The sequence below is a fragment of the Pseudomonas sp. genome (assembly GCF_050739655.1).
Lineage (GTDB): Bacteria > Pseudomonadota > Gammaproteobacteria > Pseudomonadales > Pseudomonadaceae > Aquipseudomonas.
Genome location: NZ_JBOIBY010000207.1, coordinates 1 through 13,017, shown reverse-complemented (window position 1 = coordinate 13,017; position 13,017 = coordinate 1). Strand labels below are relative to the sequence as shown.

Genomic DNA, 13,017 nt, shown 5'->3' with positions numbered 1-13,017 from the left:
ACGTGATTAATTGAGAACCTCGATGATTACAGATGATCTACAACACATCCTTCAATTACAAAAAGATCTTTGGCGCTGGCCGAAGTCTAGATCTTCCGTGATGATTGGTGCAGGATTTAGCTTGAACTCCCAAGCACTGCCCGGGGTAACTTCACGTTTCCCCACATGGAATCAGTTAGTCAATAGAATGTTTGACGAACTCTACCCAATACAGGCTGGGATGACAGACACTGAGAAGAAAAATAGAAAAGAGCGCTTTCAAAGTGAAAATTATCTTAGATTGGCTAGCAAATATGAAGCGGCTTTTGGTTATGCCCGGTTAGATAAATTAATAAGAGACATGAACCCTGACAATGACCATCTGCCGGGAACTTTGCACAAAAAACTTCTTGAACTGCCATGGAATGATGTATTCACCACAAATTATGACACCTTACTAGAGCGTACGGAAGCTTCAGAAAGAACATATCAGACAGTATCGAACGCGGCAGAGTTACCTGGAACTTTATCACCACGAATATTTAAACTACACGGATCATTTTCTAGAACCGAACGTTTAGTAATTGCCGAAGAACATTATAGAACATACCCGAAAGATTCAGCTCCGCTTGTTAACTCGGTACAACAATCGTTACTGGAAAACAGCTTTGTTCTATTAGGTTTTTCAGGAGACGACCCCAACTTTTTAGCATGGACTGGCTGGATTAGAGATGAACTACAAGATAGGCACTCTGCCATCTATCTTGTGGGCCCACTGAATCTAGACAATACAGATCGACTACTACTAAAGAAACGTGGGGTCACACCAATAGATCTTTGCCCCATGTTCAAAAAAAATGAACACTATGATGCACTTTTATGGTTTTTAGAGTCATTGGCAAAAGCAGAACCACAGCGCCCTGAGAACTGGCTAGATAAACTTCCAGCTACGAAATTTCAATCTGCATTACCACTAGCCACCGCAATTCAAGATCTTCCACCAGCCCTCCCAGACTTTGAATCAGGTACAAAAATATTGCTCCCAAGCGATATTCGCGACCTAACAAACATCTGGAAACATGAGAGACTTTCATATCCAGGATGGATCGTTGCACCAGAAGCGAAACGAGATATTGTTTGGCGATCAACGCAAAAATGGCTAAGTGCCTTTCAAAACACGATCACCACGCTAGATGAAATTGATAAATTGATTTGTATAAAGGAGCTAATCTGGCGCTTCGAGCTTTCGATGATGCCGCTCGATCAAGGATTAATATTCTCGTTTTACGATGACCTGGTGAAAACTTATTCGGAGCTCGAATCTCAGAAATTTAAAGCCAAGAATCACAAAAGCGCTCTATTCGGTGATCTATCAGGCGTTCAAATCAATGAAATGTGGTTATATATTGCGCTTGAAGTGATGCGAGAGGCGCGAGAGGTATATGACGATAGCCGCTGGTCTGAAATCTCAGCAATGGTTAAGAATCTTTTATCGGAAACCAGAATAAAATCTGAAAAATTCATATACGAGGGCTTTCTAAAGGCTGCATGGGATGTTCAATTGGACCTGGATATGAAGGAGCTATCAGCATGGGCTCCGCCCGCCAGTATGCCAATAGCACAAATTTGGAAAGCCGGCTTGTTGATCGAAACTGGTGGAGCGAACGAAGCAAAGTCGCTTCTACGATCCGCTTTAAAAAACATAAGAAGAAGCGCGCAAAACAAAACCAACAATATCGAACTTCTTTCACTTGAAGGCTGGTGCACATACTTAATTAGCTATGTGAGCTTTGGTTATCGCCGGGAGGTAGAGTTCAACCACCGGTGGCAGGAGCTCAAAGCGTGGGATTGCAATCCATGGGAACTGCGCAGAGAACTTGAGCGCCCACTCGACGAGACGAATTTAACTGACTCCACGAATGAAATCGTTAAACGTATTGGCTTTGATCCTAAGGCAGTCAGCCGTGCAAAAAATTATGGTGGTGGAGTACGCACCATCAGATCCGCTTTCGCTTACTTACGTCATTTTGAGCAAGTCGGAATGCCGATGTACTGCCCCGGCATAAGAGTTTCGGGCAATCATTTGGAAAAAGCCCTGCAAATCGTCAAACCTTATTTGGGCTTTTGGAGCCCAGCGATGATGGTAAGGGCACGCCAGTTTGAGCAGATCACAGAAAACCCAAATTTACTGAGCCGTCCTGAAGTAGCTACTATGGATGTAGAGCTAGCAAAGAGGCTTAATAGGTGGGCATTAGCTATATTTGAGAAACAAACAGAAAAATATTACCAGTCGCGACACCAAGAAATACTCGAAGACAATCTCGTCGTTGGCTTACCAGAAATTCTATCAAGGCTCTCATTTAAACTTTCGCCGGAAGAGCTACAGTATTCGTTCACTGTTGCCTTAAGACTATATTCTAACTTATCTAATATTTCCGTTCGAGCGATGACCAGTGTTTGTCACGTTTGGCTTACTCGGATCTATCAAGCAGCGACAGATCAACAACTTGAAAATTGGTTACCACAATTACTAAGAGCTCCCTTCCGCGAAGCAGAGAGTGACTTCTCACGAGGCCGCAGCGGTTGGATAGATCCCATGAGCACTTTGCCAATACACAGAATCTCCTTAAAACCTAGGCAGCTATCTTCAGATCTAAAGAGCTCTATAGCTTGGTTAAACGGCAAGATTCATAGCCTTACCGGCGAATCGAGATCATCGGCAATTTGGCGATTGCTAATGTTGAACTCCGCAGCGCTGCTTGACAAAGAAAACAAAAAAACGTTCAAGGATCTATTATGGCTTGATGTAGCGCCTGATGCACTACCATCGGACTTACATCCTTTTAACTACCTCCATTTGCCTAAGCGCAATGAGCGGTCATTTCATGAGCTTTTCAAAAAACATTTAATCAGCATCCCATTTGTCAGCAGCCTCACTGTAGATGATGGACGAGCTACACTTCGATCAAATCATGAATTCCCCTCAGAACGCTTTAACAACATCACAATGTCATCACAACCGCCAGTGCAGCTGATCAATCAGCCCAATGGCTTAATCACTTGGACAGCGAACGAAGTAACAGAGTTATTCGATGAACTCTCAAACTGGTGGAGCGAGATAAAAGAGTACAGTTTTAAATTTGAAGAAATTCGTCGACCTGGAGCAAGAAACATTGGAGATTTCATAGCTCGCCTGGTTGGTACGAATGCCGACACGCTGCCTGCAACATTTGTGCAAAGAGTTATTGATTGGGTTCTATCGCTTAGAAATTACGAAATTTTTGCCGACACCGCCTTATCAGCTTTATATTTCCACGGCTCATCTTCCCAAGAAACCATAAAAACCCTAATACTGGGAGATGTAACTAGCTGCGACGAGCTGAAAGTATTAGGCGCAGCTGATGCCATACAATACCTTTACGCAATAGCACAAAAACAATCAAGGCCGATAGACTCCGAACTTCTATTGCAGCTAATGTATCGTGTAGCCTTCCGATCAGAGGTCGGTCTCACTAAGGTTATAGAGCGCGTCATGTTATTAGTAGCGCAATTCCCAAGCGCTTTTGATGAAAACACGATCTTGATGCTTTGCAATAGTCTAAACTATTGGAGCGAGGCCGTTTCACTCCCCGTAGAAGATGAAAGTCATGGTTTCCATAAATTGACAAGGCCAGACCTGCAAGCTGGAATAGCAACTTTGGCTGGCGCGTTGTCGGCGTGGTTATCTCAGAACCCGGGAACGCTAAAGCAACACACCGCGATTAAACACTGGCGTGAACTATGCGCTAATAGTTGCCTTCCAGAGGTAAAGCGAGCTTTTTCCGAGGGATTGAAATATTCAAAAATGAAATAACAATTGATGCAGCATATATTATGCTGCATCATAATCTAGCCAAAGCCAAAAAGGGCAGATCGTTCTCAATAACTCCACCCCGACACAATTAGTTGGGGCGGAGTCACATAATACTATATTCATGTGACTTGATTATCGCGTTTTTAATTACCCACAGGCCCTGCTCTCAAGCGCCACTTCTGCTCACTCGGCTATGTTTAGCTTACAGCCATAATTAGGCGAGTCGAGTCGACCATCAGTGATGACAATCTGATTCTTATCGCGAAATCTCTAAAAGGGTAGTTATTGGGATAGAAAATAATCACTAAACAAGTAAGCCCTTTGTTATGAATGAGTTAGTCAACGATTCGACTCCTGGTGCCGCACCATACAAAACAAAGCCCTCGTAGAAATACGAGGGCTTTGTTGTTTCTGCCTTTTGAAAACCCGCTCTTAGTGCCCCGCGCTCTGCCCACCATCCACATGCAAGATCTCGCCAGTCACAAACTTCGCATTGTCCAGATACACAACCGCCTGCGAAATGTCGTCGATCTCGCCCATGTGCCCGACCGGGTGCAAAGCGCCCAGCGCGGCGTGGGTTTCTTCGCCGTGCATCGGGGTTTTGATGATGCCGGGGCTGACTGCGTTTACTCGGATGCCGCGCTTGGCGTATTCGATGGCCAGGGAACGGGTTGCGGCGTTCAAACCGCCTTTGGTGAGCGAAGCCAGTACCGATGGCACGCCGTCGATGGCGTGGTCCACCAGGCTGGTGGTGATGTTGACGATGTGGCCGCTGCCCTGCTTTTCCATCTCGTTAATGGCGAGCTGGGTGATGTAGAAGAAGCCGTTGAGGTTCACCGACAACACATTGGCGTAGTCTTCAGCGGTGTAGGCGGTGAACGGCTTGGCAATGAAGATCCCGGCGTTGTTGACCAGGGTGTCGATGCGGCCGAAACGTGCAATCGCTTCACGGATAACGCGCTGGGCAGTTTCCGGTTCGCCGATGTCGCCGGCCACGGTGAGGATGTCTGGATCGGTGGATGGTTTGATCGAACGCGAAGTGGCGACGATCTGGTAGCCCTGCTCACGGAAGGCCTTGACCATGCCGTCGCCGAGACCTTGCGATGCGCCAGTGATAACGATGACTTTTTTCGAATTGCTCATGATGTATACCTCTAACCGATAATGTGATTTGAAATTGGGTGGATCAGGCTTCAGCAGGGGCCGACGCCATTTGCCGCAAGACTTGTTCGTAGTACTCGACCGACTGCGAACCGGACACCAGGTGACGGCCGTTCAACACCATGGCCGGGACCGAATTGATGCCGTGCTGGCGGTAAAACTCCTCAAGTTCACGCACTTCGTTGCCGTATGCACCCGACACCAACACCTTGCGTGCACGTGCCTCGTCCAGGCCGGCCTCGGCCGCTAACCGCACCAGCGTCTGCTGATCGCTCAGGTTCTGGCCTTCGCTGAAGTAAGCGCGAAGCAGGATCTTCTTCAGCGCCACCTGACGCCCTTCTTCCTGCGCCCAGAACAGCAAACGGTGAGCGTCGAAGGTGTTGTAGAAGTGAGTGCGCTTCTCCAGATCGAACGTGAAGCCGATGGCGTTGCCGCGTTCGATCTGCATCGCTTTGCCGTTAGCCACGTCCTGGGCGGTGCGCCCGTATTTGCGCATCAAGTGCTCGACGGCTTTCTCGCCTTCGGGCGGCATGTTCGGGTTCAGCTCGAAAGGCTTGTAGGTCAGCTCCACCGAGATCTCACCCGCCACGTTCTCGATCGCCTGCTCCAGGGCTGTGGCGCCCAGTGCGCACCAGGGGCACACCACATCGGAGATGAAATCGATGGTCACCGGCGCGGTCATGACTTCCCCTCTTCCGCCAGTTGTTTGCGGTATTGGGTGGTGGTAATCCCGGCGTAACCCCAGTTATCGGTATCGACTTCCTCAATCACGATGTGGGTCAGGTCAGGGCGTTTGTTGAGAACGCGTTCCAGTGTTTCAGTGATTTCGGCAATCACCTGAGCTTTCTGCTCAGTGGTAACGCCATCACGGGTGATGCGGACGCTTACGAAAGGCATGAGTGAAACTCCAGTGACCTTCCCGTCGGGATGATGGGAGAGGCGTTGGAGCTCAATTTAGGGATTTCGGGGGAGGGGAAAAAGATGGGGCGGGGAACATCATTAGTTACGCGGAGTAATAGATCATGCACGAATAGACAAAATGACTGCTTCAAGAATCATCATTATTTCAGACACGTAAAAGGCGTCCCTGTAGGAGCTGCCGCAGGCTGCGATCTTTTGATCTTGCCTTTAAAAAATCAAAAGATCGCAGCCTCGTTGCACTCGACAGCTCCTACAGGAGGACGCGCGTGAAGGCACCGAACGCGCACAAAAAAGCCCCGACTAGTCGGGGCTTCTCCTATCTCAGCCTCACATCAGGCCTCGATCGCAAAACCCATCATCAGAAAACGTTGATCGGGTAATCCACAAACACACGCACTTCGTTACCACCAACGTTGTACTCACTCGACTTCTGCGACACGCGCAGGATCGAGCTGCGCAGTTTCACGCTGAGGTCTTTGGCCGGGCCGCTTTGTACGACGTATTTGAACTGGTTGAAGATTTCGCGCTCGGTGCCGCCTTCGCTGGTGGACGTGGTGATGTTGTCACCGCGTACGTAGGCGAAGTTGTAGCTCAGGCCTGGTACACCGAAGGTGCTGAAGTCGAGGCCGTAGCCCAGTTGCCAGCTGCGTTCGTCTTCGGCGTTGAAGTCGGACCAGTAGGAGTTGGCCAGGTAGATGGTGTTACCACCGTCGCCGACGCGGTTCTGGTCTTTCTGATAGCCGCCGTAGGCATAGCCCAGGTTACTGTCACCGGTGCTGCGCTGATGCGCGAGGGTGAACGAGTGTGGACCGGTGGCGAATGTGGCTGCCAGGCTCCAGATCTTGTTGTCGTCGCCGGTAATGCCGTTATCGCGAACGTAGGAATCTTCCAGCTTGGTACGGTAGCCGTTGAAGTCCAGGGTCAGGGACTGATCCTTGTCGATCGGGAACACGTAGTTGGCGTTCACGTATTGCTTCTTCAGCACGTCTTCAACATCGGAAGCGTACAGCGCAGCCTTGAACTGTTCGGTGAACTGGTAGCTGCCGCCCAACACGTTGATCGACTTCAAGCCACCACTGTCACGACCTTCAGCGCTTTTACGCGATTCGGCGGTGAAGCGGCCAGCGTTCAGTTCCAGGCCTTTGATCTCTTTGGAAGTGATCAGGGTACCGGTGTAGCTTTCCGGCAACAGACGGCCGTTGTCGTAGCTCAGTACCGGCAAGACCGGCATCTGGTCGCCGTAGGTCAGGGTTGTGCTGGACAGACGGAATTTGACCGCTGCGCCGCCCTTGGCCAGGTCGTCAGCCGGTTCGCCGCTGGCACCCTTCTTGAAAAAATCGATACCTTGGGCACCGCTACGGTCTTCGTTGCGCTCCAGATTGAGTGCATATAGACCAAAGGCGTCCACACCCACACCGATGGTGCCTTGGGTGAAGCCCGACGAGAACGTGCCGATGACGCCTTGGCCCCACTCGGACTTATCGTCATTGCCGTCTTTGAAATCACGGTTGATGTAGGCGTTGCGCAGCAGCACTTTGAGGCTGCTGTCTTCAACAAAACCCTTGGATTCGGCCTGGTCGTTAGCCATGGCCTGTGAAGCGCTCAAAATCCCCAGAGCGATCAGGCTAATTCGCTTGTTCAACATTTTGTTTTCCTTATTACGGGTTGAAACGCACTGTGTCGAACGACTGAAACGGCACTATCGCGCTCTTTTTTCATTCCGCAAACAAAAAGGCCCGCCCACGATGAGTCGCGGCGGGCCTTTTTATTATTTTGGGATCATGGCGGTCTGCCACAGGCGTTGGACCGAATCGTAGCTGTGGCGTTAATGGTGTGTCAATTTCATGGATCTTCTTGAACCAGGCAAAAAACGTCTAAGAAATGACTTTACGCAGCAGAAAAATTTAATAGGAAGCCAATAATCTATCCTTCGAGTGAAGTAAAACGAACCAAACGTAGCAATATCGACACAATTGGAAACAAACCAGCACAGGGGCTTATCAAGAATAATTAACGCAAGTAAATAACAAGCATTACCATTCGTGACGTTCAAGCTACAGCCCCTAAAAATCCCACGGATGCGCTTTTCAATGCCTGCCCCTTTTCGCCTTCTGCCCTACAGTCTTGGGCTTTCTGCATTTCTGTCTGCCGGTTTTTCCTACGCTGCAACCACTACCTTGCCTGCCACCGCGATCAGTGCCGAGGCGCAAGCCGATGACCCGCGCGTAACCGAAACCAATACTGCGACCCGAACCAACACGCCGGTGCGTTACGTGCCACAGGCCATCGATTCGGTGAAAACCAAGAACGTCGTCGATTACGGCACCAACGATCTTGGCACTGCGCTCAGTGGTATTCCCAACGTCAGCAGCGGTGCCGACACGCGCTTCGACAGCCTGCGCATCCGCGGTTTCGATGCCAGCAACGACTTCTACCTCGACGGTATCCGCGACGACAGCCAGTACGTGCGCGACTTGCATAACATCGAACGCATCGACGTTCTCAAAGGCCCGGCCGCCGTGTTGTACGGCCGCGGCAGCCAGGGCGGGATCATCAATCGGGTCAGCAAGCTCCCGGAATTCGGGCGTCGCTCGACCATTGAAGCCCAAGGCGGCAGTGATGATCTGCGCAGTTTGTATGCCGACCTCAGCACTGACCCAACCGAAAACATCAGCCTGCGCCTGAACATGGGCAACATGGACCAAAACAGCTTCCGCGATGGTGTGAGCGGCAATCGCCAATTGTTCGCGCCGTCGATGAGCTGGCAACTGACGCCCGATCTGAACTGGCTGGTGCAGTACGAATACAGCCGCTACAACCGTACGCCGGATCGCGGTATTCCCGGCGTAAACGGCCGCCCGGCCGATGTAGGACGCGACACCACCTACTTCAGTGATAACGATTTCATCGACGACAAGTCGCAATCCCTGCGCTCGAAACTCACCTATGAACTAAGCGAAAACTGGCAACTGCGCCAGACCCTGGGCGTGTTCAAGCTCAACAGCGATTTCGACAACACCTATCAGACCGGCTACAACCCGGCGACCAACCGGGTCACGCGCCAGCACTGGCAACAGGACCTGACTACCCGCAACGTCTACAACAACGTTGAGCTGGAGGGCGGGTTCGATACTTTTGGCCTGGAACATCGCTTGTTGACCGGCATCGAGATCGGCAGTCAGCGTCGTGACCCAACCTTGTACAACGCCGCCACTTCCGGGCCGGGCAGTTCACCCGTCCCGTCGCTTGACCTGAACAATCCCAACCGCGATCTGCGCCACACCGGGCGCATGCAGGTATCCAGCAGCTCACACACTGAGGTCGAAAGCCGTGCGGTTTATGTGCAAGATCAACTGCGCCTGAACGATCAATGGCAACTGCTCGGTGGTTTGCGTTACGACACGTTCGATATCGAATCGACCAACAAGTTGCGCGACATTTCCGAAGACCGTGACAGCCATAGCACCAGCCCCCGTGTAGGACTGGTCTGGACACCGCTGCAGAATCATTCCTTCTACGCTTCCTGGTCGAAGACGTTCTCACCCGTCGGCGGTGGTTTGATCGGCATCACGCCAGGTGCTGCCGGCAACACCAACGACCTGAGCCCCGAATTGACCAAACAGAAGGAAATCGGTGTGAAGAGCGACTGGCTCGACGATCGCCTGAGTACCACGCTGGCCATCTATGAGTTGGAACTCTACAACCGCCGCACCAGCGACCCGAACAACCCGACCATCACCCTGCTCACCGGTGTGCAACGTTCCCGCGGGGTCGAGCTGACCGCCGCCGGCAAGATCACCGGCAACTGGTACGTGCGCGGTGGCGTGGGCGTGCAGGACGCCACGGTCGAGAAAGACAACAACGGCTTTGAAGGCAAACGCATCAGCAACGTGGCCAAGCACAACGGCAGCCTGTTCCTGACGTGGAAACCGGAGATGGGTTGGTACGCCGAAACCGGTTTGACCCTGGTTGGCGATCGTTACGCCGACAACCTCAACACCACTGTGTTGCCAGGCTATGGTCGCTGGGATGCTTTGGCCGGTTTCCGGCACAAGGACTGGGATTTGCGGGCGGCGCTGAACAACATCAGCGACAAGACGTATTACTCGTCGGCTACCAGTGCGGCGCAGATTCAGCCGGGGGCGCCGCGTAGCGTGGTGGTAACTGGGACCTACAGCTTCTAAATGCAACACAAACCCCTGTGGGAGCTAGCCTGCTAGCGATGACGGCGGCACATTCGACATCTTCTTTGAATGTGAACCCCCTATCGCTAGCAGGCTAGCTCCCACAGTAGTCATGGGTCGGTCACAGAATGTGCGATCAACTGAATTTAAGGCTGCTGGGTCCCCCGCAACATAAAATCTCCCACAATGAGTGCAAAAAAAAACGCTGCCATCCCGGCAGCGCTTTTGTTTTATCAATCCGTTGTTATTTTTCTTCTTATCCTTCCATCACATCCCACAACGCATCCAGTTCCGCTTCGCTGAATAGACCAGCAGGGTAGCGCTCGATCATTGTCCGGCGCGGATCAGTTTCGCTGATCGGACGCGTTCCATTGGACTTGAACCAGTGCGCCAGGATCTGGAGCGATTCGCTATTTACAGCCAGGGGATGCAACGCCCGCTCGCCCACAATGTTAACTTCGGCGTTCATTTCAGCGCTCTCTCCCGGTTTGTGAGCGGCTAACTTATCCAAGGTTTATGACAGAACATCGCAGTTCTCCCCCTCCCTGATTTGCACCAGTGGAGATACAAGAGCTATGCCAATGTTTCTCATCTACCGATGAGTGGATACAAAAAAGCCCGCAGTCCTTAAGGCTGCGGGCTTTGAGCAGGAGCGAAGCGCGAAAACGTTTGCCTGAATTATTTCGCAATTAACTCAAGCTGTTACAACTGCACTCACTCTTTGTGCGGCGCTGGCTGTTGTTGGGTAAGGCAGTGGATGTTACCGCCACCCAGTAACAGTTCGCGGCCCGGCACCATCACGACTTCGTGCTGCGGGAACAGGTTCTGCAAAATCTCTTTAGCCGGACCATCCTGAGGATCGTCGAAGCACGGAGCAATGATGCCGCCATTGACGATCAGGAAGTTCACATAGGAACCGGCCAGACGTACCGACGGATTACGTTCCTGCGTGCCGTCCACCGGATCGACACCGGCGCATTCTTCCTCGGTCGCGTAAAGCGGCCCCGGAATCGGCATTTTGTGCACCGTGAAGGGGCGTCCTTTGGCGTCAGTGCTGTTTTGCAGCACTTTCATCGCTGCCTGGCAACGCGGGTAGTTCGGGTCCTGCGGGTCGTCGGTCCAGGCCAGCAGTACTTCACCCGGACGCACGTAGCAGCAGAAGTTATCCACATGGCCATCGGTTTCGTCGTTGAACAGACCTTCCGGCAACCAGATGATTTTATCCACAGACAGATTGGCACTGAGCACCGCTTCGATTTCTGCACGGTTCATGTGCGGATTGCGATTGCGGTTAAGCAGGCATTCTTCGGTAGTGATCAGTGTGCCTTCGCCGTCGACGTGGATCGAACCGCCTTCGAGCACAAAGCCCTCGGTGCGATAGCGCGGGCTGCGCTCGATCTCGAGGATCTTGCCGCCCACCTGCGAGTCACGGTTCCACGGCGAGTACAGGCCGCCGTCAAAACCACCCCACGAGTTGAAATCCCAGTTCACACCACGGACTTCGCCGCTGTTATTGATGACGAACGTCGGACCGGTATCACGGACCCAAGCGTCGTCACTGGACATTTCCACCACGCGGATATTCGGCACATCCAGGCGGGCACGGGCGTTTTCGTACTGGCCAGCGGACACCGCCACGGTGACTGGTTCGAAACGGGCAATGGCCTTGGCCACTGCCACATGCGCGGCCTGGGCCGGTTTGCCACCCAGGCGCCAGTTGTCCGGGCGCTCGGGCCAGATCATCCAGGTCTGGGTTTGCGGTGCCCACTCGGCCGGCATGTAAAAGCCGTCTGCGCGAGGGGTGCTGTTCAAAGTGGTCATGGCGATCAGGACTCCAGGGATCCGTCGAGGGTTTTGATAGCACCATACAGGTTCGGGCGACGGTCGCGGAAGGAACCCCATGCACTACGGATGTGTTCAAGTTGGTCGAGGTCGAAGGTGTGCACCAGTACACCCTCTTCGGTCTCGTTGAGCTCCTGCACTTTCTCGCCAAACTGGTTGGCGATAAACGACGAGCCGTAGAAGGTAATGTCGTACCCGTCTTGTTCTTCGTTGCCGATGCGGTTACTGGCGATCAGCGGCATCAGGTTGGCACCGGCGTGGCCCTGTTGCACACGCTGCCAGTGATCGCGGGACGAAATGGTCTTGTCGTGGGGCTCGCTGCCGATGGCAGTCGGGTAGAACAGAATTTCCGCACCTTGCAATGCCATGCTGCGCGCAGCCTCAGGGAACCACTGATCCCAGCAGATGCCCACGCCGATTTTCGCGTAACGGGTGTTCCAGACCTTAAAGCCCGTATCGCCCGGATTGAAGTAGTACTTCTCGTGGTAGCCAGGGCCGTCCGGGATGTGGCTTTTACGATAAATCCCGAGGTTGCTGCCGTCGGCATCAATGATCGCGATGCTGTTGAAACGGGCACGACCTGCCAGTTCGTAGAAGCTGATCGGCAGCACCACTTGCAACTCTTTGGCGACTTTCTGGAAGTGCTTGATGGCGACGTTGTCTTCGACCGTCGTGGCCAGTTGCAGGTAATCCGGGTTCGGCTTCTGGCAGAAGTACGGCGCCTCGAACAACTCCTGGATCAGGATGATCTGCGCACCTTTGGCCGCGGCTTCGCGGACCAGTCTTTCAGCAACTTCGATGTTGCCTTCCAGATCCCACGAACAGGCCATCTGGGTGGCGGCGACGGTAACGATACGGCTCATGAATCATCTCCGGGCAAGTGCTTGACGGTCGGGCATGGCTTATCCACGCCCTGGCAATGGCGACTTTATATCCGATAAAAATCGGCTTTTGAAGTGATTAGTTTGCCTTCCGTCTTAATTATCGCAATTTATCCAGATATTAATCGATCTACAGAAACCAATGTAGGAGCTGCCGCAGGCTGCGATCTTTTGATCTAACGGTGCGTGGCAATCC

9 protein-coding genes are annotated in these 13,017 nt (G+C 52.3%); 2 read left to right on the top strand and 7 right to left on the bottom strand.

Translation table 11 applies throughout. The annotated features are described in order from the left end of the window. Positions 1 to 22: 22 nt before the first annotated feature. Complete coding sequence (locus ACRESJ_RS10005) at positions 23 to 3,832, top strand: SIR2 family NAD-dependent protein deacylase (RefSeq protein ID WP_431757774.1); 3,810 nt, start codon at positions 23 to 25, stop codon at positions 3,830 to 3,832. Positions 3,833 to 4,264: 432 nt separating this feature from the next. Here ACRESJ_RS10005 and ACRESJ_RS10000 read toward each other — a convergent pair whose 3' ends face one another. The 4 genes from ACRESJ_RS10000 to ACRESJ_RS09985 form a co-directional block, all read right to left on the bottom strand. Beyond that, on the bottom strand, positions 4,265 to 4,975 hold the full coding sequence (locus ACRESJ_RS10000; RefSeq protein WP_431757773.1) for an SDR family NAD(P)-dependent oxidoreductase: 711 nt from the start codon (positions 4,973 to 4,975) through the stop codon (positions 4,265 to 4,267). A 43-nt stretch (positions 4,976 to 5,018) separates the two neighbouring features. After that, on the bottom strand, positions 5,019 to 5,675 hold the full coding sequence (locus ACRESJ_RS09995; RefSeq protein ID WP_431757772.1) for a DsbA family oxidoreductase: 657 nt from the start codon (positions 5,673 to 5,675) through the stop codon (positions 5,019 to 5,021). Next, the gene (locus ACRESJ_RS09990) at positions 5,672 to 5,890 is read right to left on the bottom strand and encodes a tautomerase family protein (RefSeq protein WP_175376510.1); all 219 of its coding nucleotides are present in this window, start codon (positions 5,888 to 5,890) and stop codon (positions 5,672 to 5,674) included. The genes ACRESJ_RS09995 and ACRESJ_RS09990 overlap by 4 nt, the downstream gene beginning before the upstream one ends. A 382-nt stretch (positions 5,891 to 6,272) precedes the next feature. Continuing rightward, positions 6,273 to 7,559, bottom strand: coding sequence for an OprD family porin (locus tag ACRESJ_RS09985; RefSeq protein WP_431757771.1), 1,287 nt, complete (start codon positions 7,557 to 7,559; stop codon positions 6,273 to 6,275). Between the two features lie 445 nt (positions 7,560 to 8,004). Here ACRESJ_RS09985 and ACRESJ_RS09980 point away from each other — a divergent pair, with 445 nt between their 5' ends. Then, positions 8,005 to 10,098 carry a TonB-dependent receptor gene (locus tag ACRESJ_RS09980; RefSeq protein ID WP_431757770.1) on the top strand — a complete coding sequence of 698 codons (2,094 nt, stop codon included), beginning with the start codon at positions 8,005 to 8,007 and terminating at the stop codon, positions 10,096 to 10,098. Between the two features lie 256 nt (positions 10,099 to 10,354). On the opposite strand, the gene ACRESJ_RS09975 is transcribed toward ACRESJ_RS09980, so the two are convergent. The 3 genes from ACRESJ_RS09975 to aguB all read right to left on the bottom strand — a co-directional run bounded on the left by ACRESJ_RS09975 (position 10,355) and on the right by aguB (position 12,803). Beyond that, on the bottom strand, positions 10,355 to 10,567 hold the full coding sequence (locus ACRESJ_RS09975) for a hypothetical protein (protein WP_431757769.1): 213 nt from the start codon (positions 10,565 to 10,567) through the stop codon (positions 10,355 to 10,357). 245 nt (positions 10,568 to 10,812) lie between these two features. Continuing rightward, the gene (gene aguA / locus ACRESJ_RS09970) at positions 10,813 to 11,919 is read right to left on the bottom strand and encodes an agmatine deiminase (RefSeq protein WP_431757768.1); all 1,107 of its coding nucleotides are present in this window, start codon (positions 11,917 to 11,919) and stop codon (positions 10,813 to 10,815) included. Between the two features lie 5 nt (positions 11,920 to 11,924). After that, positions 11,925 to 12,803, bottom strand: coding sequence for an N-carbamoylputrescine amidase (gene aguB / locus ACRESJ_RS09965; RefSeq protein ID WP_431757767.1), 879 nt, complete (start codon positions 12,801 to 12,803; stop codon positions 11,925 to 11,927). Positions 12,804 to 13,017 lie beyond the last annotated feature (214 nt).

What these genes read in the sequence shown, in the direction of transcription:
- ACRESJ_RS10005 (WP_431757774.1), top strand. Translation starts at nt 23, where the DNA reads ATGATTACAGATGATCTACAACACATCCTTCAATTACAAAAAGATCTT.
- ACRESJ_RS10000 (WP_431757773.1), bottom strand. Translation starts at nt 4,975, where the DNA reads ATGAGCAATTCGAAAAAAGTCATCGTTATCACTGGCGCATCGCAAGGT.
- ACRESJ_RS09995 (WP_431757772.1), bottom strand. Translation starts at nt 5,675, where the DNA reads ATGACCGCGCCGGTGACCATCGATTTCATCTCCGATGTGGTGTGCCCC.
- ACRESJ_RS09990 (WP_175376510.1), bottom strand. Translation starts at nt 5,890, where the DNA reads ATGCCTTTCGTAAGCGTCCGCATCACCCGTGATGGCGTTACCACTGAG.
- ACRESJ_RS09985 (WP_431757771.1), bottom strand. Translation starts at nt 7,559, where the DNA reads ATGTTGAACAAGCGAATTAGCCTGATCGCTCTGGGGATTTTGAGCGCT.
- ACRESJ_RS09980 (WP_431757770.1), top strand. Translation starts at nt 8,005, where the DNA reads ATGCCTGCCCCTTTTCGCCTTCTGCCCTACAGTCTTGGGCTTTCTGCA.
- ACRESJ_RS09975 (WP_431757769.1), bottom strand. Translation starts at nt 10,567, where the DNA reads ATGAACGCCGAAGTTAACATTGTGGGCGAGCGGGCGTTGCATCCCCTG.
- aguA (WP_431757768.1), bottom strand. Translation starts at nt 11,919, where the DNA reads ATGACCACTTTGAACAGCACCCCTCGCGCAGACGGCTTTTACATGCCG.
- aguB (WP_431757767.1), bottom strand. Translation starts at nt 12,803, where the DNA reads ATGAGCCGTATCGTTACCGTCGCCGCCACCCAGATGGCCTGTTCGTGG.